Genomic DNA, 21863 nt, shown 5'->3' with positions numbered 1-21863 from the left:
GCCTCTACCCTGCGAGGCTCGCCGTGTGAACCCGCGCCTTTCGCTGGTCCTGCTGTGCCTCCTGCTGGCCCTCACCGGTTGCGCCAGCAAGCCCCCACCTGCGCCGCCACCGCCGGCCATCCTCAGCGACGCGGCCTGGCAGCGTGTCGACCAGGAGCTGGTCGAGGCCTCGGTGGCGGCCACCGGCTCGGCCAACGACTATGCCCGGCGCTCCATGCGGGTGTGGAAGGAGCAGGTGCAGCAGCGCACCGAAAGCGACTTCATCCCGTGGTTCACCGGCTACTGGACCCAGCAATGGCTGACCCTCAAGGTGGCCTGGTACAAGATGAACAGCGGCGACGCCGGCGAGACACCCGAGAAGCGCCTGGCCCTGTACCTGCAAGAGCAATATCACCAACGGGTGATCGAACCGGTGGCCGAGCAGATCAACCCCGAAGCCATCCGCGATCGCGCCAGCGAGCTGTACCTGCAGCTGTTGGGCCAGCAACTGCCGGCGATCATCCAGCGCTACAACGCCCCGCCCGAGCAATTCAGCCAGCGCCTCAACCGTGTTCCGGCGATTGCCCTGGGCCCGCCGGATGCGCGCAATGCCACGCTGTACCAGTTGCTGCGGGCCAAGCCGCTGGAGCAGCAGCCGGCCTGGCAGGCCCTGCGCCAGCACTTGAACCAGCAGGCCAGCAAGATCGCCAGCCAGACCGAAGTGGGGTTGTCCTCGGTGGCCACGCGGGCCAGCGAGAAACTCGGCGCCACCCTCGCCCCGCGCGGCATTGCCAGTGCGGTCGCTGCGGCAGTGGGCAAGGCGGCGGGGGCGTTGATCTCGGTGGCGGCCACCGGTATCGCCATGATCACCCACGACCGTGAACATCCGCAGATGGTCGAGCAGTTGCGGGTGATCCTCAATGTGGCATTGAACGAGGAATGGCAGGGCTTGATGGAGAATCGTCAGAGCGGCGCAATGTCGGGGGTGTATTACCTGTCGGGGCAGGTGGAGGACAGCCTGCTGAGGACTGATCGGCAGGCGCCAGCGCCGAAGTAGGCAGGCCGAAGAGCCGGTCGAACGCCCAGTTGTAGGCAAAGGTGTAGCACGGCACCAGCACGATGAACGCCAGGTCCACCAGCAGCGCCTCGACCAGCGTCATGCCCAGCCACCAGGCAATCAGCGGGATCAGGTAGACCACCAGGGTCAGCTGAAAGCCGATCGCATGGCCGATCCGCCGCGCCACGCTGCGGCCGCGCTTGGCCTGGCGGCTCTCCCAGTACTCGAACAGGCTGTTGTAAATGAGATTCCAGAGCATCGCGATGGTGGTGATCATCACCGCCAGCGGGCCGGTGTGCGACGCGTCGGTATCGCCAAGGTAGGCCAGGCCGAGGGTCGACATGCACAGCCCGATCAGTTCATAGAAAGTCACATAGACCAGTTTGCGTTTGATGCCTTGCACCGGGTTACCTCGGGGTTGCGTGATCAGGAAGCGGCAGAGGATGCTTCAATGGACTTGACAGAAAAAGTCGGTAGCTTTCAGATTTACTGAAAGGAGACCGACCCCATGAACTTTTCCAGCGAGATGATCCAGGTGTTTCTGGCGGTGCTCGACCGCGGTTCGTTTTCTGCCGCGGCGCGCGCCCTGCGGCGTGTGCCTTCGGCGGTGAGCATGGCCATCGGCAACCTGGAAGCCGAACTGGGTTACCCGCTGTTCGAGCGCGGCGCCCGCGAAGCCCGCGCCACGCCCCAGGCCAAGGCGCTCGAGCCGCATGCCCGGCTGATCGCCGAACAGCTCGGGCTGCTCCAGGTGCACGCACTGGAGCTGTCCCAAGGCCTGGAGAGCAGCCTGGCCATCGCCGTGGTCCCGGACATCGACCACCGCCCGCTGCTGAATGCCATCGCGGCACTCGGCGAGCGCTACCCGCTGCTCGACATCGAACTGCTCAGCGCCCCGCAGGAAGAAGCCCTGCAGTTGCTCGACGGCGGCCGGGTGAGCCTGTGCCTGGCGTTTGCCGGCCTGCAGGTGGACCCGCGGCGCAGCTTCCAGAACATCGCCAGGGAGTCGCTGGTAGCGACCCTCGCACCGACCCACCCGGCCCTGCGCGGCGGGCGCATCCGCTACCTGGAAGACCTGGTCAACGTGCGCCAGATCCTGGTTTGCAGCAGTGAACTGCCGATGAGCGACCCACGCTCGCTGATCGGTGCCGCGCATTGGCGCAGCAACAGCCTCGACCTGGCGCTGCAGATGGTCGAAGCGGGGCTGGGCTGGGGCGATTTTCCGCTGTCACGGGTGGCGCCGCTGGTGGCCGCCGGGCGCCTGTTGCGGCTGGATTTTCGCAATACCCAGAATGCCCTGGAACTGCCGGTGCACGCGTTCTGGGCCAAGCAGCAGCCGTTGCGCCAAGGGGCTCGCACGCTGGTCGAAATGATGGCAAATTGTTAGCACTGTGGTGCGGCGTGCCGTCCGTCGAAATCACATGAAGAAGTCGCTGTAAGCGTTTCAATCTTTTTCCCGCTGCGCCGATAAAAATACTGAAAGGTTCGCCCTCGCCACGAGCGCAGGGCGCCCTCCCCCAAGACATGGCTCAAGGTCTCGAAACATGAACCTGAAGTTCCGCCACAAGATTCTTCTCAGCGCCTGCGGTGTCGTGGTTCTGGCATTCGCCCTGTTCACCCTCTACAACGATTACCTGCAGCGCAGCACGATCCGCCAGAACATCGAATCGTCCGTGCAGCAGTCCGGTGCCCTGACGGCCAGCAGCGTGCAGAACTGGATGAGCGGACGCATCCTGGTCCTGGAAAACCTCGCCCAGGACATCGCCCAGCAAGGCGCCGGCGACAGCCTGGCCGGGTTGGTCGACCAGCCGTCCTACACGCGCAACTTCCTCTTCACCTACCTCGGCCAGGCCAACGGCGTCTTCACCCAGCGCCCCGACGAGCAGATGCCGGCGGGTTACGACCCACGCCAGCGCCCGTGGTACAGCGCCGCCGCCAGTGCCGGCCAGACCGTGCTCACCCCGCCCTACCAGAGCGCCGTGGGCGGCCTGGTGGTGACCATCGCCACCCCGGTCAAGGCCAAGGCCGACGGCCAGCTGATCGGTGTCATCGGCGGTGACCTGGCCCTCGACACCCTGGTCGAGATCATCAACTCGGTGGACTTCGGCGGCATCGGCCACGCCTTCCTCGCCGACCGCGACGGCCAGGTGATCGTCAGCCCGGACAAAGACCAGGCGATGAAGAACCTCAAGGACATCTACCCAGGCAGCAACCTGCGGGTCGCCGCGGGCATGCAGGACGTCACCCTCAACGGCCAGGAGCGGCTCATCTCGTTTGCCCCGGTGACCGGCCTGCCCTCTGCGCAGTGGTACATCGGCCTGTCCATCGACAAGGACAAGGCCTACGCCGCGCTCAGCCAGTTCCGCACCTCGGCGATCATCGCCATGCTCGTCGCCGTGGCCGCCATCGCCGGCCTGCTCGGGCTGTTGATCCCGGTACTGATGCGTCCGTTGACCACCATGGGCCGGGCCATGCGCGACATCGCCGAAGGCGAAGGCGACCTGACCCGCCGCCTCGACGCACAGAGCAAGGACGAGTTCGGCGAACTGGCCGGCTCGTTCAACCGCTTCGTCGAACGCATCCATGCCTCGATCAGCGAAGTGTCCTCGGCCACCCGCCTGGTGCACGACCTGTCGGAAAAAGTCGTCAGCGCCTCGAATGCCTCGATCAGCGGCTCTGAAGAACAGAGCATGCGCACCAACAGCGTCGCCGCGGCGATCAACCAGCTGGGCGCCGCCACCCAGGAAATCGCCCGCAACGCTGCCGATGCCTCGCAGCATGCCAGCGGTGCCAGCGACCAGGCGCATGACGGCCGCCAGGTGGTCGACGATGCGATCAACGCCATGACTGCGCTGTCGCAGAAGATCAGCGAGTCGTGCCAGCAGATCGAGATCCTCAACGCCAGCACCGACGACATCGGCAAGATCCTCGATGTGATCAAGGGCATCTCCCAGCAGACCAACCTGCTGGCGCTCAACGCGGCCATCGAAGCCGCCCGCGCCGGCGAGGCGGGCCGTGGCTTCGCGGTGGTGGCCGATGAAGTGCGCAACCTGGCCCACCGGACCCAGGAGTCGGCCGAAGAGATCCACCGCATGATCACCAGCCTGCAGGTCGGCTCGCGCGAAGCGGTGCACACCATGAACGCCAGCCAGGTCTCCAGCGAGCAGACCGTGCAGGTCGCCAACCAGGCCGGCGAGCGTCTGGCCAGCGTGACCCAGCGCATCGGCGAGATCGACGGCATGAACCAGTCGGTGGCGACCGCGACCGAGGAGCAGACCGCGGTAGTCGAGAGCCTCAACCTGGACATCACCCAGATCAACTCGCTGAACCAGCAAGGGGTGCAGAACCTCAACGAGACGCTGGTGCACTGCGATGCGCTGAGCCAACAGGCTGGGCGTTTGAAGCAGCTGGTGGGTAGCTTCAGGATCTGACCCCCACGCAGGGCCCTATCGCGGGCAAGCCCGCTCCTACAAGAGCGGGGCTTGCCGGCGATGGTGCCCTGCGCAGTTATAACCTAATAACCAACAAGTCTATTTGGCTATAAAAAAATCTATATGCTGGCACCCATCCGATCACGGGCACGTTGGGTAGTCGAGTAGCGTATGGATGTAGGTTCTTTCGGTTTCACCCTTGCGGGTCTGATTGTAGGTTTCATCGTTGGCATGACCGGCGTCGGCGGAGGTTCGCTGATGACCCCGATCCTGCTCTGGTTCGGCGTCAACCCCGCGACTGCCGTGGGTACCGACCTGCTCTATGCCGCCATCACCAAAGCCAGTGGCGTCTGGGTGCATGGCCGCAACAAGAACATCGACTGGAAGATCACCGGCTGGCTGAGCCTGGGCAGCGTGCCTGCGGCCGCCGTGACCTTGTGGTTCCTCAGCACCCTGCACACCGACACCTCGGCACTCAATGCGGTGATCAAGCAAGGCCTGGCCGTGGTGCTGATCCTCACCGCGCTGGCGCTGCTGTTCAAATCGCGCCTGCAGTCCTTTGCCAGCCGCCATGCGGGCGACCATTACCACCTCAGCGACCGCACCTTGAACGTGCTCACCGTGCTGACCGGCGTGGTCCTCGGCGTGATGGTCACCCTCACCTCGATCGGCGCTGGCGCGCTGGGCACCGTGGCGTTGTTCCTGCTCTATCCGTTCCTGGTGACCCGCCGCTTGGTCGGCACCGAGATCGCCCACGCCGTGCCGCTGACCCTGGTCGCCGGCCTCGGCCATGCGGGCATGGGCAACATGGACTGGTCGCTTCTGGGCTACCTGCTGCTCGGCTCGCTGCCAGGCATCTACCTGGGCAGCCACCTCACCGGGCGCATCTCCGACCGCGTGCTGCGGCCGTGCCTGGCCGCGATGCTGCTGCTGATCGGTTACAAGCTGGCGTTCTGAGGCGGTCGCCGGTCAGGCCAGGCGCAAGCGCCACTGACCGGTGTAACTCAGCGCCAGCCGCGACAACGGCAACACGTCGATACGCTGCAACGACGCCAAGGGACAGCCCAGCACCTGCACCAGCACGGCGCGAATGACCAGCGGATGGGTCACCGCCAGCCAGTCCCCCGGCGTATCGAACCCCGCCAGCCAGGCGCCAACGCGCTGGCACAACTGAGCGATCGACTCACCGCCATGCGGTGCACTGTGAGGGTCTTGCAGCCATTGCTCGAGCGCCTCGGGCTGCTCGGCCTGCAACTGCTTGAGCGCAAGCCCCTGCCACCTACCCAGATCACAATCGGCCAGCGCCGGCTCGACACGCCCAGTCAGTGCCAGGCCAGCGGCGGTCTGCACGGCCCTGCGCTCGGGCGCGTGCAACAGCTGAGTGTGCTGCTGCAACGGCTCAAGCGGGGTCGGCGGCAGCAGGATGCCGTCGTCTGGACTGGCCAGGTGGCCGGTCCGCTGGGCATCGGTCAGGGCATGACAGATCAGGGTCAAATGAACGGCTTTCACCGGCTTCCTCATGATGGTAGGGCTGGCTCGTAGCATGCCGTTTTTACCCGATGATGTCGCGGCGCAACGGGCAAGGCTAACCCTGGAGCTAATTGCCACCATTAATCGACTGCGGTCTTTCTCGTTTCTTTGATATCCAATGACAACAGGGAAGTCGATTGATGACCGCTATGACACGTCGTTCGTTGGTGGGCCTTGGCATGGCCCTCCCCCTGCTAGGCCCCTTGGGCTGGAGCGCGCACGCCTCGCAGCGCCCCGCCAGCGCCAGCGACCCGGTCCGTATCAACTATAACGAAAGCCCCTGGGGCCCCAGCACAGCGGCACGCCAGGCGATGCGCGAAGGCATCGAGCACTGTGGCCGTTACCCCTACGATGCCCAGTACCGGCTGATCGAGACGTTTGCCGCGAGCAACGGGCTTGAGTCGGATCAGGTGCAGGTGTTCTGCGGTTCCAAGCTGGCCTTGCAGCACGCGGTGATGGCCTTCACCGGCGCACGCAGCCTGGTGGTCCCCGACCCCTCTTACGAAGCGCCGGTCGATGCCGCCGAGAGCCGTGGCAGCACCGTGCACCGGGTTGCCCTCGACAACCGCCACGCGCATGACGTCGAGGCCATGCTTGCCGCCGACCGCACGCCGGGGCTGATCTACCTGTGCAACCCGAACAACCCCACCGGCACCCTGACCCCGCGCCGCGACATCGAGCGCCTGCTGGCGAACAAGCCGGACGGCAGCGTGATCCTGGTCGACGAGGCGTACATCCATTTCAGCGATGCCCAGAGCTGCATTGGCCTGGTCAAGGAGCATCCCGAACTGCTGGTGCTGCAGACGTTTTCCAAGCTGTACGGGATGGCGGGGGCGCGCCTTGGACTAGCGGTCGGGCAAGCGCCCCTGCTGCAGCGCCTGGAAGTCTACGACGGTGGCAATGTCGCGCCGGCGCCGACCTTGCTCGGCGCCTTGGCGAGCCTGCAAGATCGCCAGCTGGTGCCCCAGCGCAAGGCCGACAACGCGAGACTGCGCGAGCAGACCATCGCCTGGCTGGGCGAGCGCGGCTGGCGCTGCACCGCGTCGCAGACCAACTGCTTCATGATCGACCTGCGCGGCCCGGCAACCCCGGTGGTCGAGCGCCTGGCCAGCCAGGGCGTGCTGGTGGGCCGGGTATGGCCGAGTTGGCCGAACTGGGTGCGGGTCAGTGTCGGCAACGAAGCGGAGATGCTGCGCTTTCGCGAGGCATTCGCCACCCTGACCACAGGCTGAACCCGCAGGGCAGCGATGCTCAGCCGAGCAGCTGCACCGTCGCCCACAGTGGGACTGTCGCGACCAGTCCCACCGCCACCTTTGGCCAATACGGCAACACCATCACCAGCAGCAGGCCCGCCAGCGATATCGCGCCGAACCAGGCCACTGGCCCCATGGCCCAGCCCCAGGCCTGCGCGCACAACAGCAAGCTGGCCAGCAGCCCCGCCCACCCCAGCCCGCGCAAGGTCAGGCGCAGGCCGCGCGGGCAAGGCCGCTGCCACACGTGCTTGTAGTGCCGTTCCAAGCCCTGGCACAGGCCAAGCATGCCCGCATAGGCCAGCAGCAGGCCGCCAATGATCGTGCTCAGCATGCTTCGACCTCCGTGTTGCGCGCCGCCCTCGCCTTGGCCGGCGCAGGCTTGCGCGATGCCACCCGCCACGCCGCCACCGCCAGGCCGACGCCCACTGCCAGCCCGGTGAGCTCGACGCCCAGACGCAGATTATCTGCACCACCGGCCAACGCACCGAGCACACCCAGGCCGCCGCACATCACCGCCGTCAGCGCCAATTGCTCGACCCAGGCGCGCTTAGCCGGCCGCAACCCGGCATGCAGCACTGCCAGCAGCCACAGGCCAAAGAACGCGCGCACCTCCCACGCCTCGCGGTGGGCCAGCTCGGCCGGTAGCAAACGACTGGCCCACAGCAGGCCGACGCAGGCCAGCAGCAAGCCGGCAATGAAGCCGATATTGCACACCTCCGCCAGCCGGTACCAACGCCGCGCCGCGCGATCGGCGCTGGCATTGGCGTACTTGCGCCCGCGCTTGAGGCAGAACAGCACCAGCCCGCTGGCGATCATCGCGCAGCTGACCAGCCCGCAGATGAAGTACAGCCAGCGCATCGGATAGCCGCCGAACTGGGCAAAATGCAGGCCGGCCATCACCCGCTGGGTCAGCGGCGCCGGGCGTAACGCGGGCACATCGCTGAGCAGCTTGCCGCTGACCCCGTCGAAGACCATCGCGTTGCCCTTGGTCAGGGCGATGCGGTTACCCAGCACCGGACGAATCTCGATGCGCGCGCCGGCGGTATTGGGGTTGCGGATGCTCAAGCCGCCAATCGGCCCCAGGCTGGCTTCGGCCTGGGCCAGCAACGGCGCGACATCGACCAGTTCGCCAGGGGTTTTTGCCTGGCGCCGCTGCTGCGGCTGTTCAGTGCGCGCATTGCCCTGGGCCTGGAAGTACGCGCGCTTGTCACCGTCGAACAGCGCGTCCACCCCCGCCGGGATGTAGATCATCATGAAGATCACCAGGCCGGTGTAGGTGATCATCAGGTGGAAGGGCAGCAGCAACACCGCACTGGCGTTGTGAAAATCCAGCCAGGAGCGCTGGCCCTTGTCCGGCCGGAAGGTAAAGAACTCCTTGAAGATCTTCTTGTGAATGACGATGCCGCTGATCAGCCCGGCGAGCATCACCAGCGCCAGCGCACCGACGACGAAGATGCCCCAGTTGCGCGGCAGGTCGAGGGTGAAGTGGAAGCGGAAGAAGAAGTTGCCGCCAACGCTTTCGCGCACCTCGATCGGCGCGCCGGTCTGCGGGTCGAGCTGCACGCCACCGCCATGCCGGCGATCGCCGGTGGATACGCTCAGCCCCGGGGCGCGCTCGGTGGGCAAGCTGATGCCCCAGTTGTCGGCCTGGGCCTGGTTGGCCTGCAGGTAGGCGATCGCGCGCCGGGCGGCATCGGCCTGGGACACCTCGGCCGCCGGGATCTCCGGCTGCATCCAGTGGTTGAGCTCTTTGTCGAACACCGCCAGGGTGCCGGTGACGAAGATCGCGAACAGCAGCCAGCCGAAGATCAAACCGCCCCAGGTGTGCAGCCAGGACATCGATTGGGTAAAGGTGTTTTTCATGCCAGCCACCGGATTGCCTGGGGCCAGAAACCGACCAGCGCCAGCGGTGCGGCGAGTGCCAGTGGCGCCCAGGCGCGCAAGGCGTCACGGCTGGCGAAGGCCCAGAGGATCGCCAGGGTGTAGAAAACGAACGCCGGCAGGGTGGCGACGATGACCGCGTCGGCGGGCGCCAGGGGCAGGATCCGCGCCAGGCAGGCGGTGGCCGCGTAGCTGAAGGCATAGCCGCCGAGCAGGGCTGCGGCGCTGCGCGAAAGGATGCGCAGCCAGGCAGGGGTCTCGGTCATCAGGGGACTCCTCTTGAACGTGAACGGGGCTGCTGTGTAGCCCATCGCGGCGGTCCGGCGTCCCGGCAAGCCCGCTCCTACAGGTTTCGCGCGGACCCTGTAGGAGCGGGCTTGCCCGCGATGGACCGCAAAGCGGCCCTAGTGCTGGTTATCAGAACGAAATATTCAACGAAGCGAACAGCGCACGCCCCGGCTGGTTATAGGTATTGGCGCCCGAGCTGCTGGCGTTACCGCCCCGCAGGATCTGCTTGTCGAACACGTTGTTCACGCCCACCCGCACGTCGTAGTTCGCGTTGAATTTGTAACCAGTGCTGATATCCACCAGGCCATAGGCTTCGACGTCCTGCTGGGCGACTTCGTCGTAGGCCTGCTCGGTGCGGTAGTTGTAGCTCGGCGACTTCTGCTTGCCGAAGTAGGTGCCGGCCAACTGGAACGACAGCTTGTCGGTCGCGCGCCAGTCCAGCGTGGTGTTGACGGTGTATTCAGGAATCACCGACAGCGGCTCGCCAGTCTCGCGGTTGTCGTTGTCGAGCATCCAGGTCAGGTTGGTGTTCCAGTCCAGGGTCGGCGTCAGCTCGATGAAGAAGTTGCCTTCGATCCCTTCCACCCGCGCTTCACCGGCGTTTTCCCACTGGGTCACGCGGCTGCCGGCATTGATCGCATAGAGCACATCGGTGCCACCGATGATCTTGTTCTGGTAGTCATTGCGGAAGTAGGTCGCGCTGGTGCGCCAGGTGCCACGGTCGTACAGCAGGCCGATTTCCTTGTTGACGCTGATTTCCGGCTCGAGGTCGCTGTTGCCCTGCAGGTAGCAGCCACCGGAATTGGTCTGGCCGGTGCTGCAGCCGTTGCCGCGGCTGTACAGCAGGTAGTTGGAGTTGTACTGGTACAGGTTCGGCGTCTTGTAGGCGCGAGCAATGCCACCTTTGACGGTCAGCGCGTCGGTCAGCTTGTGCGACAGGTTGAGGCTCGGGCTGAGGTTGTCGCCAAAGGCCTCGTGGTGGTCCAGGCGCAGGCCAGGGGTGATGGTGGTGGCGCCCAGGACGATGTTGTCTTCGACGAACAGCGCGTAGCTCTTGGCGGTCATCTTCGAGTCGCTGCGGTCAAAGCCACGGATAACGCTGTTGCCAGTGCCGCTCGGGTCGAAGCTCTGTGGCCGGAACGAGCCCTGGTCGTTGAGCGTTTCGTACAGGTACTCGCCACCCAGGGTCATTACATGCTCGGTGCTGCCCAGGGCGAACGGCAGGTTCACCTCGCTGGTCAGGCGGGTATTGCGCAGCCGCGACATGGCCGCGCCGCTGTCGTTGATCGCACCTTCCGGGCCGCCGGCCAGGCCTTCGTTGAGGCGCCAGTTGCGCACGTACTCGTAGGCCAGCACGGTCTTGCTGGTGCCCCAGCTGAAGTCGCCCAGGTGGGTCAGGTCGTAGGTGCTGCGCTGCATGATGTTGGTCTCCTGGCCGTACAGGCTGGAGATCAGGTCGGGGTTGCCGCCCGCGTTGCTGTTCATCGTGTCGCCAGCGTAGATGTTGCCCTGGCGGCTGTAGCCGGCGCTCATTTCCAGGCGGTGTTCATCATTCAGCCGCCAGCTCAACAGGCCGTTGATGTCTTTGTTGCGCACCCCCTCGCGGCCACCCACCAGGGCGCTGTTGGCCTGATCGGCGTTGATGTCGAGGTCGTCGGCGTCGGTCTTGGCCAGGCCACCGAAGAGGCGGAAGCCGAGGTTTTCGGTGAGGCCGCCACTGAGGTTGAAGTTGGTCCGGCGGCTGACACCTTCGGCGCTGTCTTCGGGCATCTGGGTGTACAGGTTGATGTTGCCCTTGAACTCATCGGTGGGACGCTTGGTGATGATGTTGACCACCCCGCCCATGGCGCCCGAGCCGTAGCGTGCCGCGGCCGGGCCACGCAGGATCTCGATGCGTTCGACCGCCTCGGCCGGCACCCAGTTGGTCTCGCCCCGCGTGTCGCGGTCGCCGTTCCAGCCATAGCGCACCGCGTTGCGGGCGTTGGACGGCTTGCCGTCGATGAGGATCAGGGTGTTTTCCGGGCCCATGCCGCGCAGGTCGATCTGGCGGTTGTTGCCGCGCGCGCCGCTGGCGCTGTTGCCGGTCAGATTCACCCCGGGCTCGCGGCGGATGATGTCCGACAGGTCGTTGGCCGGCGGCCGGCGCTTGATGTCTTCTTCGGTGATCACCGAAGAGCCCAGCGCCTGGCGCGCCTCACGCTCGGCGGTGACCAGGGTGTCCTGGATGACCAGGGCCTTGCTGTCGACCGGCACTTCCAGCACCTCAGGATTCTGCTGCTCCTGGGCATGCACCGCGGTCACCACCATGGCCGGTGACGACAGCGCGACAAAGGCCAGGGCCAAGCCGTTGGGTGAGGTTCTGGACTGCATCGACACATCTCCTGATTCATGGGCAATAAGCCAAACCCCGACCAGGAAACCGAAGAGCCCACACCCTTCGGCCTCTCAAGCGGTACTTGGGGGGCCAATAGGGTTGGTAAATATAATGATTCGCAAATAGGTTTATATCTTATTTACGAAATTTACAGATTGCCGGGGAACTCCTGGAGCGATTCGCCCATCGCCGCGCGCGCTTGAATAGCCAGCCGTTCACCTGTATACATATGGAAATCCGCATATGCGAATTTACACATATCAAGGGTCACGCCATGATTTCCCCTCCCGACCTGTTCAAGTGCCTGTCCGACGAAACGCGCACCCGGGCCACGCTGCTGATCGCCGAACAGGGCGAGTTGTGCGTCTGCGAACTGATGTGCGCACTGGCCGACAGCCAGCCGAAAATCAGCCGTCACCTGGCGCAGTTGCGCAGTGCCGGCGTGCTGCTCGACCGGCGTCAGGGCCAGTGGGTGTATTACCGCCTGAACCCGCAGTTGCCCGGCTGGGTCCACGAGGTCCTGGCCATCACCTTGCAGGCGAATGCCGACTGGCTCGCGGCCGACAGTGCCCGCCTGCACACCATGGATGGCCGCCCCGCGCGTGCCGCTTGCTGCTAACTCCTTGCCGGGCCCTCTGACATGTTGATTGCCGTCGCTGTCTTCGTCTTTACCCTGATACTGGTCATCTGGCAGCCCAAAGGCCTCGGCGTCGGCTGGAGCGCCAGCCTCGGCGCCCTGCTCGCCCTGCTGGTCGGCGCGGTGTCACTGCACGACATCCCCGCCGTGTGGGCGATCATCTGGAACGCCACCGCCACCTTCATCGCCATCATCATCGTCAGCCTGCTGCTGGACGAGGCCGGCTTCTTCGAGTGGGCGGCGCTGCACGTGGCGCGCTGGGCCAAGGGTGATGGCCGGCGCCTGTTCGCCTTCATCGTGCTGCTGGGGGCCGCGGTGTCGGCGCTGTTCGCCAATGACGGCGCGGCGTTGATCCTGACCCCGATCGTCATGTCGATGCTGATCGCCCTGCGCTTCTCGCCCGGCGCGACCCTGGCCTTTGTCATGGCCGCCGGCTTTATCGCCGACACCGCCAGCCTGCCGCTGGTGGTGTCGAACCTGGTGAACATCGTCTCGGCGGATTACTTCGGCATCAGCTTCAACCAGTACGCGCTGGTCATGCTGCCGGTGAACCTGGCGGCCGTGGCGGCGACCTTGCTGGTGCTGTGGCTGTATTTTCGCCGCGACATCCCGGCGCGCTATGCGCTGGACGAATTGAAGCACCCCGCCCTGGCCATCCGCGACCGGGCGACCTTTCGGGTCGGCTGGGTGGTGCTGGTCGGCTTGCTCGCCGGGCTGTTCATCCTTGAACCGCTGGGGGTCCCGGTCAGCGCTGTGTCTGCCGTGTGCGCCGCCGTGCTGTTCGCGGTGGCCGCCCGTGGCCATGTGATTTCGACCCGCCGGGTGCTGCGCGAGGCGCCGTGGCAGATCGTGGTGTTCTCGCTGGGCATGTACCTGGTGGTCTACGGGCTGCGCAACGCCGGCCTGACCGACGCCCTCGCCGGAGTGCTCGACCGGCTCGCCGATCAGGGCCTGTGGGCCGCGACGCTGGGCACGGGGCTGATCGCGGCGCTGCTGTCGTCGGTGATGAACAACCTGCCCAGCGTGCTCATCGGCGCCCTGTCGATCCATGCCAGCGACGCCCAGGGAGTGATCCGCGAAGCGATGATCTACGCCAACGTGATCGGCTGCGACCTGGGCCCGAAGATCACCCCGATCGGCAGCCTGGCCACGCTGCTCTGGCTGCACGTGCTGGCGCGCAAAGGGGTGCAGATCACCTGGGGCTACTACTTCAAGGTCGGCATCCTGCTGACGTTGCCGGTGTTGCTTGTCACCCTTTCTGCCCTGGCCTTGCGCCTGAGCCTCTGACTTGTGGAGTCCACCATGCGTGTCCTGTTCATGTGCACCGCCAACAGCTGCCGCAGCATTCTGAGCGAAGCGCTGTTCAATCACCTGGCACCTGACGGTTTTACGGCCGTGAGCGCCGGCAGCTTTCCCAGGGGCCAGGTACTGCCGCGCAGCCTGACCACGCTGGAGCACGCCGGCATCTCGACCGCCGGGCTGTCGAGCAAGGGCAACGATGCCTTTGCCGACAACCCGCCAGACATCGTCATCACGGTGTGTGACAACGCGGCTGGCGAGGCCTGCCCGGTGTATTTCGGCCCGGCGCTCAAGGCGCATTGGGGGCTTGAAGACCCCTCGGATGTTCACGGCAGTGACGCCGCTATCGAAGGCGCATTCGACGCCACCCTTGCGCATATCGAACGGCGTTGCCGGGCCTTCTTCGCCCTGCCGTTCGATCGACTCGACAGCGCCGCGCTCACGCGTGAACTCGAACGCATCGGCACGCTTTGACTTGTAGAACCCATTGCTGGCGCCCAGGCTTGGCAACCGCCCGAAACAACCTATTGCTTCCTTGTGAAAGCCCCTGAAAGCAGAATACCTACGTCATCGACGTAGGGATGAGGTATGCTGACAATAATCGAAGCGCCACTTTTTTCGAAGCAGTGGCCTGACTACTGGACCACGGAAGAACACGGCATATTCATGTCATACCTTGCCAGCGATCCAGACGCTGGGGTGCTCATTCCGGGCTCGGGAGGATGCCGCAAGGTGCGCTGGAGCCTGGATGGGAGGGGCAAACGAGGCGCTGTCCGGGTGATTTACACCGCCCAGCTCGCCAACGGCACTCTGGTTGCCCTGCTCGTTTATTGCAAAAGCGCCACCGTCAACATACCCGCACATGTACTACGCAAGATTGCGAAGGAGCTGGACCATGCCCCTGACTGAAAAAGAACTCATGCAGCGCGATGCCAAACGCAACATTGGCGACGAGCTGCTGCAGTCCATACGCGATGTCAAGGCCGGTCGTTTTGGCGCTGTGCATCAGGTCGAAGTGACTGCGGCAGCCGAGGCACGCAGTAAAACCGGGCTCTCGCAGCCCAAGTTCGCTGAATTGCTGGGTGTCTCGGTGCGCACCCTGCAAGAGTGGGAGCAAGGTCGGCGAGCACCTTCCGGAGCCGCGCGCTCGCTGCTTCATATTGCGGCCTCTCGACCTGATGTTTTTCGCGAAGTCCTGCAAGGTCAGCAATAGGGAATTTGCCTTCAGCACAGGCCCGGTATTGAGCGATTTCCAAAAGTCACCTACCCGCTCACTCTTTCACTGGGGCTCGCCTCGCCAGCTGCCGAGCAAGGGTCAGCAGCAACAACGCGCCACCGGCGATGCCCAGGGTCATCGGTGCCCCGAACTGGGCCGCCAGCACCCCGGCGAGCAGCCCGCCGATCGCTTCGAAGCCGAAGCGCAAGGCGATGTAGAACGCTATGACCCGCCCCCGCAGTGCACTCGGCGCGCCACTCTGCAGCTGCATGTTGGTGCTGACGTTGCTTACCGTGATGCCGAACCCGAGTACCGCCAGCGCCAACAACGCCAACCACAGGGGCGCGGGCACGGCCAGGCCGAGCAAGCCCAGCGCACACAGCAACGCCCCGCCCAGAATGAACCGCTGCAGGCGCGACGCCGAGCCACTCACCGCCAGCACCAGGGTGGCCACGAACGCGCCCGCGCCAGCCGCCCCCCACAGCCAACCGAGGGTGCGCGCATCCCCTGCATAAACGCTCTTGGCCACCACCGGCAGCAGCGCGGTGTAACAGGAGGCCAGCAGGTTGACGATCACCACACTGACCATCAAACGCCGCACCTCAAGCGTCTGCCACAAGTAGCGCAGGCCTTCGCGAAACACCTCGCCGGTTGATCCCGTCGCTCTTGGGGTTGGGCTGCCACGCACGTTCAACAAGCCGACCAGCAGCCCGCCAAAGGCCACTGCGGTGAGCAGGAAGCACCCCGCCTCCCCCGCCGAGGCAATCAACGCCCCCGCCAGCGGCGGGCCGACGAAGCGCGCCGCATTGATCAGCATCGCGTTGAGCACCAGCGCATTGGGAAGGTCGGCCGGCTGCGGCACGAAGCTTGCGATCAAGGCCTGACGCAGCGGCGTTTCCAGGGCGTTGAGCAGGCCCAGCAGCAAGGCCATGAGGGTGATCGTCGTGGCGTTCAGCCAGTGCTGGTAAGCCAGCACTGCCAGCGTCAACGACTGCAGGGCAAGGATCGTCTGGACGATGATCAGCAAGCGCCGTTTGTCATGCCGGTCGGTCCAGGCCCCTGCCAGCGGGCCGATCAGCAGTTGCGGCGCCAGGCTGACGAAGGCGATGGTGCCGAGCAGGATCGCCGAGCCGGTGAGGTGATAGGCCAGCCAGGACAACGCGACTTGCTGCACCCACTTACCGAGCGTGGACACCGCCTGCCCGGCAAAATAAATCTGAAAGTCCTGATGTGCCAAGGCCCGCACAGAGGCGGGCCATCGGCGGATGCGCGTTGAGGTGCGGTCGGGCAAGCCTGTACTCCTGCTAGTCAGCGGGTGTGCCGTGCTCGCCCAGGCCTCGGCAACGAGGCATCAGGGCAGCAGGCAGCCTTTGTCCTTCAGTGACGCCAACACCCAGCTACGGTCGTTGGTGCCTTGAGCAATCTGATCCAGTTGCTTGTGCTCAGCGGCGTGCTTGGCAGCGGCGCGGTCATAGACCTCGCCGACCTGGTCGAACGGCACGCACAGCAGGCCGTCGTCATCGCCGATGATCAGGTCACCCGGCTCGATCACCATACCATCGATGGCAATCGCCACGTTGACCTCGCCTGGGCCGTCCTTGTACGGGCCGCGGTGGGAAATGCCCGCCGCGAACAACGGGAAATCACCCGCGCCGATCGCTGCGGCGTCGCGAATCGCACCGTTGATCACGATGCCTGCCACGCCACGCTTGATGGCGTAGGCGACCATCATTTCGCCGATCAACGCGTTGGACAGATCGCCACCGGCGTCGACCACCACCACGTCACCTGGCTGAGCGATGTCCAGTGCGTGGTGCAGCATGAGGTTGTCACCCGGGCGCGCCTTGACGGTCAGTGCCGGCCCGACCAGGACGCCTTTGCGGTGCATTGGACGGAGCGTGGCGCCACCGGCCGTCATGCGGTGCATGGAGTCGCTGACGTTAGCCACCGGCACCTCCCGGTAACGCGAAACCCAGTCGGCATCGACCTTGCGCGCTCGCTCCAAGACCCTGAACCCAATGCTCATGTGACCTACCTCTCTTGCTGTTATTCGATGGCGCCGGCGCAGTGCCTAAGCGTTTTTTCAGAATTGCATTTCATTTTATAGAATGCAATAGCGTAAAAACACCTTTCATCGGCATCAAAAAATGAAAACACCACGCATATTGCAACGTCGTTTCACTACGGTTAGTGTTAGCCCGTCTTGACCGTCGAGCCTCGAGGTCAGCAACACACAAAACAACAAGGTGCCGAACATGACCAGAACCCTCTTGCTCACCGGGCCCGAGCTCGCCGCGGATGCCATGCGCCTGGCCGCCAGCGAAGGTGTCCGGGTGATCCCCACCACGCCGTACCTGCCCGCCGAAGCGCTCGAGGCGATCATCCGCCGCGAGCAGCCCGATGCGATCATCGTGCGCCAGGGCGAGCTGACACGCGCCATGATCGAGGCCTCGCCCAAGCTCAAGGTCATCGCCAAGCACGGTGTGGGCTACAACACCATCGACATCCAGGCTGCCGCCGCACACGGGATACCGGTCAGCATTGCGGTAGGCGCCAACGCGCAATCGGTTGCCGAACACGCCTTTGCGCTGATGTTCAGCGTCGCGCGGCAGACTGCCCTGCTCGATGCACGCCTGCGCGACGGCCATTGGGACAAGTCCTCGGCCAACGGCATCGAGCTGTCTGGCAAGACCTTGGGCCTGGTCGGGCTGGGTTCGATCGGCAGTATCCTGATGGACCTGGTCGCGCCGCTGCGCATGACGGTGAAGGTCTATGACCCGTACCTGCAGCAGCTGCCGCAACGCGACCATGTGCAGCGCGAAGAAGATTTCGATCGGCTCCTGGCCGATAGCGATATCATCAGCCTGCACTGCCCGTTGACCGAGGCGAACCACAACCTCATTGGCGCCGCTCAACTCCAGCGCATGCGCCCTGGCAGCATCCTGATCAACACCGCTCGAGGTGAACTGGTCGATACCCAGGCGCTGGTCGAAGCGCTGAGCGAGCGTACGATTGCCGGTGCCGGCCTGGACACCTTCAACCCTGAGCCGCCGCCTGCCGACAGCCCGCTCTGGGGCCTGCCAACACTTGTCGCCACCCCTCATGTAGGGGCGAACACCTCCGAGGCGCGCGACCGGGTAGGCCTGGTCGCCTTGCGCCAGGTCTTCGATGTATGGGCCGGCACGCCGCTGGACCCGCGCTGCGTGGTCAACCGGCACCTATTCGACAGCTGACCAGACGCCTGCACGTGCCCTTTACGCAAAGGGCCGTGTGCCCAACGCGATACTCCAGAAAAAATAACAATTGGAGAGCCTCATGACTTCAGCAACTCCCAGCGTCAGCGAGCTCGAGCGCAGCACCATGCGCCGCGTCGCCTGGCGCATCCTGCCCTTCCTGATCATCTGCTACCTGATCGCGATCATCGACCGCGGCAACATCGGCATGGCGTCGCTGCAGATGAACGAAGACCTCGGGCTCACGGCCAAGGTGTTCGGCTTCGCCAGCAGCCTGTTCTTCTTTGCCTACTTCCTGGTTGAAGTGCCCAGTAACCTGGCCATGCAAAAGTACGGCGCACGTCTATGGATCGCCCGAATCATGGTCACCTGGGGCCTGATTTCAGCCGGCACGGCCTTTGTCGAGGGCGCCAACTCGCTGTATGTGATGCGCTTTCTGCTAGGCGCCGCCGAGGCGGGCTTCTTCCCTGGCGTGCTGCTGTACCTCACCTACTGGCTGCCTTCGGCCTACCGGGCGCGCATGGTGGCGATTTTCATGGTGGCGATCCCGGCGGCAAACTTCATTGGCTCGCCCCTGTCTGGCCTGCTGCTGAGCCTGGATGGCTGGATGGGCATGCGCGGCTGGCACTGGCTGTTCATCATCGAAGGCATCCCCGCGGTGCTGCTGGGGATTGCCTGCCTGTTCGTCCTGACCGACCGCCCCGAGCAGGCAACATGGTTGGCCGACGATCAGCGCAGCTGGCTGATCAAGCGCCTCGCCGAAGAGTCATCGAGAAAAACCGCCATCGGCCACATGTCGCTGTGGAAGCTGCTGCGGCACAAGGATATCTGGGTACTGGCGTTGATCTACTCGGGCGCTTCCGCGGCGGGCAGCACCATGAGCGTGTGGGCGCCTCAGTTGCTCAAGACCTTTGGCCTGAGTGCCATGGAGATCGGCCTGGTGAACGCCATTCCTTACGGCATCGCGTCGGTCCTGATGATCCTCTGGGGGCGCAGCTCGGACCGTACCGGTGAACGCCGCTGGCATACCGCGATGACCTTGCTGCTGATCGCCGCCGGGCTGTTGATGACGTTGTTCACGTCATCGCTGCCTGCCACGGTGGTGATGCTGAGCATGGTCCTGATCGGCGCCTACTCGATGAAGGGGCCGTTCTGGGCACTGGTCTCCGGCTGGCTGTCGTCCTCTACCGCTGCGGCAGGGCTGGCTGCGGTTGGCGCCATGGCCAACCTGATCGGCGGCGGCATCATGGTCAATGCCTACGGTGCCATTCACGATGCCACCGGCAGCTATGCCCTGGCCCTGATGCCGCTGGCGGCGCTGTGCACCCTCGCCGGAGCCATGGTGCTGGTGATCGGCCGTAAGCGCCAGCGCGAACAGGCCGAACCCCTCGGCGCCAAGTGATGCCATGAACGCGAAGCCCACGGCCCCTGGAACGTGGGCTTCGCTGCGTTTACCCACTAGCTCGGCGCCATCTCAAGGGCGCCGAGCCGTCAGCCAGCAGCGGTTCCTGGCGCGACGGCGGTGGGCTTGGTCTCCGCCGACTTGAACCCCAGGCTGCGCATCAGCTCGCGTGCGGTGTCGAAAAACACGTCTTTCAAGGTATCTGCGGTGTCTGCCGTGAGCCGGCTCGCGGGTCCGGAAATCACCAGGGCACCCATCAGCTCTTGCTGGGCACCGTAAATCGGCAAGGCGATCGAAGCGGCGTGAGGATCGGTCGCGCCACAGGAGTAGTACGGTTTTTCCAGTGCGATGCCGACCTGGTAGGGCGCGCGCAGTGCCTGGGCGCCGGCAGCTTCATCCATCGGGCGCATATCACCCGGCTGCAGGTTGAGCCGCAGGCGATGCGAGGAGTTCACCCGGTACTGACACATGCGGTAGGCACCATGGCGAACGTAGAACGAAGCCGTTTCGCCGCTCTGCTCCGACAGGTAATGCAACCTGGGCATCACATGGCGCTCCAGGTCGAGCCCCTCCTGATAAACCGCGTTGAGCCTCATGATTTCACTGGCCAGTTGGTATCGCCCATCGGCCATGCGCGTGATGAAGCCATGATTTTCCAGCGAAACCATCAAGCGCATGATCGTGCTCTTGATCAGCCCCGTGCGTTCGACAAGCTCCACCAGGCTCAATGCCGCATCGCCAACCTGGAACGCCGTGAGCACGGTCAAGACACGGTCGGCCGAAGCCACACCATTTACCGCTGGACGCGGCCGCGCTTTTACCATCGGAGAAACCTCATCTACTGGGGCCCATCGGGAAGCCTGTGTCAGGGCCAGGATCGGCCATTATCCGACAACCTGATAGTCCCCGCCATCCTGGCGGTCATTGGGTCACCGCGCGAGTACTCGGCGAGTATGTACGACCGATGAGCCTAAAAAACAATCAATGATTTTTTTGTACACGAAATACTTTCTAAAGCTTTATATTCGACCCGCCGAAACAGAATAGATAGCAGGTCGCCATTACCGATTCGGACCGGCCATTTGCCTCTCTCTCACATGGATGGTCGTGACGATGAAAATAAAAAACAAACTGATACTTGCCTTCGTACTCGTGGCGTTTATCCCGGTTACCTTGGTCGGCGTCATCTCTGTGTTGAATACTCGCGCCGATGCCGTCGATCAATTCGTGGATGGCAGTACCCGTGAAATACGCCAGATCGACGGCAACATGCGGCAGTTCTTTGATGGCACTTCGCAGAACGTCGATCAGTTGTCCGCAGATCCTGTATACACTTCCGTTACAAGTTTAAAACACTATATCGGTACCGACGCTGCCAAGCATCCCATGCCGGCCGCCGCGCAACAGGTAATCGATAACTTTGCCCGCTATGGCGCTACCCACCCGGCGGCGGCGATCCTGTCCATCGGCCTGGAGGACGGCAGCTACGCCAAGTGGCCAGACGATCCGCAACTGGCCAACTACGACCCGCGTACCCGCCCCTGGTACAAGGCCGCCATGGCCAGCCCGCAAAAGACTGTGCGCACGGCGGCCTATTACTACGACAAGGATGACGTGGCCCTGGTCGGCACGGCGCGGGCGTTGCTCGACGAAGCCGGCAAGGCCAAGGGCGTGTTTGTCGTCAGCGTTTCGCTGAAGAACCTCACCGAACTGATCAAGAGCATCAAGCTCGGTGAAAGCGGTTACGTGATGCTGGTCGAGGACGGCACCGTACTGGTCGACCCACGCGACGCCAGCCATAGCTTCAAACAGCTCAAGGACCTCGGCGCGCCCTATGCGCAGCTCGCGGCCACCCCCCAGGGTTCGACCGAAGTGGAGATCGACGGGGTCCATTACATGGCCAACGTCTGGACCTCGCCCGGCCTGGGCTGGCGCTTCATCGGCCTGATCGAACAGAAGGAAGTGATGAGCGCGGCCACCCGCATGACCTACCTGACGGCGGTCATCGTCACCCTGCTGGTGATTGTCTTTGGCCTGGTGGCGGCAGCGTTCTCCAAGGTCATCGTCAAACCGATTGGCCAGGTCAGCGTCGGCCTGCAGTCGATCGCCGAGGGCGAAGGCGACCTGCGCCGTGACCTCGACGTCCAGGGCAAGGATGAAACCGCCGAGCTGGCGGGCTGGTTCAACAAGTTTCTGGCCGCGATCCGCCAGTTGATCCAGCGTATCGGTGCGGCCTCGAGCAACCTGCAGGACGCCTCGCGGGTCAACAGCGAGGTGGCCAGC

General features: G+C 64.4%; 20 protein-coding genes and 3 pseudogenes. 14 read left to right on the top strand and 9 right to left on the bottom strand.

All coding sequences use genetic code 11. From position 1 onward, the window contains the following. The first annotated feature begins 25 nt into the window (after positions 1 to 25). Complete coding sequence (locus CCOS865_RS09665; protein ID WP_119140165.1) at positions 26 to 1036, top strand: hypothetical protein; 1011 nt, start codon at positions 26 to 28, stop codon at positions 1034 to 1036. On the opposite strand, the pseudogene CCOS865_RS09660 reads toward CCOS865_RS09665, so the two are convergent. Further along, positions 1014 to 1439 (bottom strand): annotated as a pseudogene (locus CCOS865_RS09660) (PACE efflux transporter); the annotation flags it as partial. The gene CCOS865_RS09665 and the pseudogene CCOS865_RS09660 overlap by 23 nt on opposite strands. A 105-nt stretch (positions 1440 to 1544) precedes the next feature. Here CCOS865_RS09660 and CCOS865_RS09655 point away from each other — a divergent pair. From CCOS865_RS09655 to CCOS865_RS09645, 4 genes and pseudogenes are all read left to right on the top strand, one after another. Further along, positions 1545 to 2423, top strand: a complete 879-nt coding sequence (locus CCOS865_RS09655; protein ID WP_119140163.1) for a LysR family transcriptional regulator — start codon at positions 1545 to 1547, stop codon at positions 2421 to 2423. A 157-nt stretch (positions 2424 to 2580) separates the two neighbouring features. Next, positions 2581 to 3612: pseudogene (locus tag CCOS865_RS28715) on the top strand (HAMP domain-containing protein); the annotation flags it as partial. A 114-nt stretch (positions 3613 to 3726) separates the two neighbouring features. After that, positions 3727 to 4467 (top strand): methyl-accepting chemotaxis protein, encoded by a 741-nt coding sequence (locus CCOS865_RS28710; protein ID WP_415842619.1) that lies wholly within the window; start codon positions 3727 to 3729, stop codon positions 4465 to 4467. Between the two features lie 171 nt (positions 4468 to 4638). Further along, a complete protein-coding gene (locus CCOS865_RS09645) occupies positions 4639 to 5424 on the top strand; it encodes a sulfite exporter TauE/SafE family protein (protein WP_119140159.1) in 786 nt (261 codons plus the stop codon). Between the two features lie 12 nt (positions 5425 to 5436). Here CCOS865_RS09645 and CCOS865_RS09640 read toward each other — a convergent pair whose 3' ends face one another. After that, positions 5437 to 5976 (bottom strand): histidine phosphatase family protein, encoded by a 540-nt coding sequence (locus tag CCOS865_RS09640; protein ID WP_119140157.1) that lies wholly within the window; start codon positions 5974 to 5976, stop codon positions 5437 to 5439. A gap of 161 nt (positions 5977 to 6137) precedes the next feature. Here CCOS865_RS09640 and ptaA point away from each other — a divergent pair, with 161 nt between their 5' ends. Then, positions 6138 to 7229: a pyoverdine biosynthesis transaminase PtaA gene (gene ptaA, locus CCOS865_RS09635; RefSeq protein WP_119140155.1), complete on the top strand. Its 1092-nt coding sequence runs from the start codon at positions 6138 to 6140 to the stop codon at positions 7227 to 7229. A 19-nt stretch (positions 7230 to 7248) separates the two neighbouring features. Here ptaA and CCOS865_RS09630 read toward each other — a convergent pair whose 3' ends face one another. The 4 genes from CCOS865_RS09630 to CCOS865_RS09615 all read right to left on the bottom strand — a co-directional run bounded on the left by CCOS865_RS09630 (position 7249) and on the right by CCOS865_RS09615 (position 11789). After that, complete coding sequence (locus CCOS865_RS09630; RefSeq protein WP_119140153.1) at positions 7249 to 7581, bottom strand: DUF3325 domain-containing protein; 333 nt, start codon at positions 7579 to 7581, stop codon at positions 7249 to 7251. Continuing rightward, positions 7575 to 9113 carry a PepSY-associated TM helix domain-containing protein gene (locus CCOS865_RS09625; protein WP_119140151.1) on the bottom strand — a complete coding sequence of 513 codons (1539 nt, stop codon included), beginning with the start codon at positions 9111 to 9113 and terminating at the stop codon, positions 7575 to 7577. Before CCOS865_RS09625 ends, CCOS865_RS09630 begins: the two co-directional genes overlap by 7 nt. Next, positions 9110 to 9397, bottom strand: coding sequence for an iron transporter (locus CCOS865_RS09620; RefSeq protein WP_119140149.1), 288 nt, complete (start codon positions 9395 to 9397; stop codon positions 9110 to 9112). Before CCOS865_RS09620 ends, CCOS865_RS09625 begins: the two co-directional genes overlap by 4 nt. A gap of 151 nt (positions 9398 to 9548) precedes the next feature. Next, positions 9549 to 11789 carry a TonB-dependent siderophore receptor gene (locus tag CCOS865_RS09615; RefSeq protein WP_119140147.1) on the bottom strand — a complete coding sequence of 747 codons (2241 nt, stop codon included), beginning with the start codon at positions 11787 to 11789 and terminating at the stop codon, positions 9549 to 9551. A 278-nt stretch (positions 11790 to 12067) separates the two neighbouring features. On the opposite strand from CCOS865_RS09615, the gene CCOS865_RS09610 reads away from it, so the two are divergent. The 5 genes from CCOS865_RS09610 to CCOS865_RS09590 all read left to right on the top strand — a co-directional run bounded on the left by CCOS865_RS09610 (position 12068) and on the right by CCOS865_RS09590 (position 14942). Continuing rightward, the gene (locus CCOS865_RS09610) at positions 12068 to 12412 is read left to right on the top strand and encodes a metalloregulator ArsR/SmtB family transcription factor (protein ID WP_119140145.1); all 345 of its coding nucleotides are present in this window, start codon (positions 12068 to 12070) and stop codon (positions 12410 to 12412) included. Positions 12413 to 12433: 21 nt separating this feature from the next. Further along, on the top strand, positions 12434 to 13717 hold the full coding sequence (locus CCOS865_RS09605; RefSeq protein ID WP_119140143.1) for an arsenic transporter: 1284 nt from the start codon (positions 12434 to 12436) through the stop codon (positions 13715 to 13717). Positions 13718 to 13732: 15 nt separating this feature from the next. Beyond that, entirely contained in the window at positions 13733 to 14203 is a 471-nt protein-coding gene (locus CCOS865_RS09600; RefSeq protein WP_119140141.1) for an arsenate reductase ArsC, read from the top strand. Positions 14204 to 14317: 114 nt separating this feature from the next. After that, positions 14318 to 14638 carry a transcriptional regulator gene (locus CCOS865_RS09595; RefSeq protein ID WP_167469038.1) on the top strand — a complete coding sequence of 107 codons (321 nt, stop codon included), beginning with the start codon at positions 14318 to 14320 and terminating at the stop codon, positions 14636 to 14638. Beyond that, the gene (locus CCOS865_RS09590; protein ID WP_119140139.1) at positions 14625 to 14942 is read left to right on the top strand and encodes a helix-turn-helix domain-containing protein; all 318 of its coding nucleotides are present in this window, start codon (positions 14625 to 14627) and stop codon (positions 14940 to 14942) included. Before CCOS865_RS09595 ends, CCOS865_RS09590 begins: the two co-directional genes overlap by 14 nt. Before the next feature lie 58 nt (positions 14943 to 15000). Here CCOS865_RS09590 and CCOS865_RS09585 read toward each other — a convergent pair whose 3' ends face one another. Further along, the gene (locus CCOS865_RS09585) at positions 15001 to 16191 is read right to left on the bottom strand and encodes an MFS transporter (RefSeq protein ID WP_119140137.1); all 1191 of its coding nucleotides are present in this window, start codon (positions 16189 to 16191) and stop codon (positions 15001 to 15003) included. Between the two features lie 105 nt (positions 16192 to 16296). Next, positions 16297 to 16971 carry an RraA family protein gene (locus CCOS865_RS09580; RefSeq protein ID WP_119140135.1) on the bottom strand — a complete coding sequence of 225 codons (675 nt, stop codon included), beginning with the start codon at positions 16969 to 16971 and terminating at the stop codon, positions 16297 to 16299. Positions 16972 to 17200: 229 nt separating this feature from the next. Between CCOS865_RS09580 and CCOS865_RS09575 the strand changes: the two genes are divergently transcribed. Together CCOS865_RS09575 and CCOS865_RS09570 are read left to right on the top strand one after the other, a co-directional pair. Beyond that, the gene (locus tag CCOS865_RS09575) at positions 17201 to 18178 is read left to right on the top strand and encodes a hydroxyacid dehydrogenase (protein WP_119140133.1); all 978 of its coding nucleotides are present in this window, start codon (positions 17201 to 17203) and stop codon (positions 18176 to 18178) included. Between the two features lie 82 nt (positions 18179 to 18260). Next, entirely contained in the window at positions 18261 to 19580 is a 1320-nt protein-coding gene (locus CCOS865_RS09570) for an MFS transporter (RefSeq protein ID WP_119140131.1), read from the top strand. Between the two features lie 89 nt (positions 19581 to 19669). On the opposite strand, the gene CCOS865_RS09565 is transcribed toward CCOS865_RS09570, so the two are convergent. Beyond that, the gene (locus CCOS865_RS09565; RefSeq protein WP_119140129.1) at positions 19670 to 20404 is read right to left on the bottom strand and encodes an IclR family transcriptional regulator; all 735 of its coding nucleotides are present in this window, start codon (positions 20402 to 20404) and stop codon (positions 19670 to 19672) included. A gap of 277 nt (positions 20405 to 20681) precedes the next feature. Here CCOS865_RS09565 and CCOS865_RS28705 point away from each other — a divergent pair. Further along, positions 20682 to 21779 (top strand): annotated as a pseudogene (locus tag CCOS865_RS28705) (cache domain-containing protein); the annotation flags it as partial. Positions 21780 to 21863 lie beyond the last annotated feature (84 nt).

Origin of the sequence: Pseudomonas reidholzensis (assembly GCF_900536025.1) — a bacterium.
GTDB classification, from domain to species: Bacteria; Pseudomonadota; Gammaproteobacteria; order Pseudomonadales; family Pseudomonadaceae; genus Aquipseudomonas; species Aquipseudomonas reidholzensis.
This window is presented reverse-complemented; position numbering and strand designations above follow the sequence as displayed.